The organism is Paenibacillus vandeheii, from assembly GCF_030433635.1.
Lineage (GTDB): Bacteria > Bacillota > Bacilli > Paenibacillales > Paenibacillaceae > Paenibacillus > Paenibacillus vandeheii.
The window spans coordinates 1-1,760 of the sequence record NZ_JAROCD010000034.1; the positions used below are offsets into that span (position 1 = coordinate 1).

Sequence of the window (1,760 nt, forward strand, 5' to 3'; positions counted from 1 at the left end):
TGAGACCGGGTTGTCGAGGAACAATAACTTGTACCGATCGCCGGAATGGACAAGAACATAGTCCTATTACCGATTAGGTGAATATCTAAAGTGGAAGTGGTGGGTCTCTTTTGAGTGACTAAAACGCTGAAGGCTGGATTATGATCAAAAGACCAGCTTCAATACTCGGAAGTATATCAACTGGAACTTTAATCCCATTTGAAATGGATATAACAAGCTCGTCAATAAGCACTTTAGCAAAGAAATGTAGAGGATGGCGAATGTGCTTTTGTATCAAAGAGTGAAAATATTATCTAGATCGTACTTTGTCCTGACTTGTACTTGTAGAGGGACAAGAACTTGAACCGATTACTGTATTGGACAAGAACATGGTCTTATTACCGATTAGGAATATAACTAATCGGTCTTTTCTTCGTTAAATCATTAAGCTAACGAAGGGTAGTTGAATGTCCGTAAAGGTATAAAAAAAGGATCGTAGCTTTTCTGCACCGATCCCTATTTTCAACCGTTAGTGAAAACAGAAGCATTTTCTAATTAAAAGTTGCATTTAGATGGCTTACAATTTTTTGAGCATCATATTTTACCCAACCCAATAAGGCTGAACCCCTAGAACTTTGCCAAGGTAGCCCGACAAAATACAATCCAGCAACCTGGGAAACACCTTCAGTATGTTGAATTTGGCCATGCAAATTAAATGCGTCATGTATATCAATCCATTGGTCATCTCGCCTGAATCCAGTAGCCCAAATTATATTATTCACCTTGATCTGAGTCCCATCCTCAAATGTAATATAGTTGCCACTAGCGTTCAGTGCCCGAGGAGCAACACATACTTCTCCGCTTTTAATTAGTCGTTTCAGATCATATCCATATACTTGCTCAGTCTGGTTTTTTAACCATCTACCAACTGGACTCTGAGTCTTAGCACGGAGAAACCCGAGTTTTTCAAAGTACCAGAAGATGCTTCGATTCATAATGTACAAAGGCTTAAACGCAATCTCCCGTGCTATGGATATGTATATTGAGTTGTTTCTATTTTGATCTTTTGCCAGCTCCACTGCTATTTGAGCACCAGAGTTTCCTCCACCAACAACCACCGTGTTTCCAGGTCTTAACTGTTCCGGATTTAAGTATTCTGAAGAATGCAACTGGATAATTTCATCTGAAAAGGACTTGTAAAAGGGCGGGATATTGGGGACTTGGAAAGGGCCTGTTGCAACGATAATTTTACGCGCCTCCATTATACCACCATTGGATGATTCTACTATGAAGTGTTTATCCTTCTTACGAAGTCGTTTAATTAAACATTTCAACATGATGGGTAACTCCATGTGATTTGCATATGATTCAAGATAACTTGCAATCTCATCTTTACTCGGTAGACCATTTTGATCCCCATTCAACAACATTCCTGGTAATCCATCATACATGCGAGGTGTGAAGAGATGGAGTGATTCGTATCGGCGACGCCAAGAATCGCCTATTGATGGTGCAGAGTCCAGAATCATAAAGTTTAAACCCGTTTGTTTTAAGTAATACCCTGTGGCTAATCCGGCTTGTCCTGCACCAATAACTAACACATCGTACATAGTTATCCTCCTTCAATTGAGTAATCAACTTCAATCAAATTTTCGTTTGATTGAATAATTATAATATGGTAAGGTAACAATAATCAAATACAACTTTGATTGACTGGAGGGTATATTTATGAAGGACAGTTGTGAAATTTACTGTTATGACGAGCCTAAAGTTCGTAAAGT

At 38.9% G+C, this 1,760-nt stretch carries 1 protein-coding gene; it reads right to left on the reverse strand.

All coding sequences use genetic code 11. The features are described 5' to 3' along the window. Positions 1-530: 530 nt before the first annotated feature. Complete coding sequence (locus P5G61_RS31760; protein WP_024634450.1) at positions 531-1,589, reverse strand: flavin-containing monooxygenase; 1,059 nt, start codon at positions 1,587-1,589, stop codon at positions 531-533. Between the last annotated feature and the right edge of the window lie 171 nt (positions 1,590-1,760).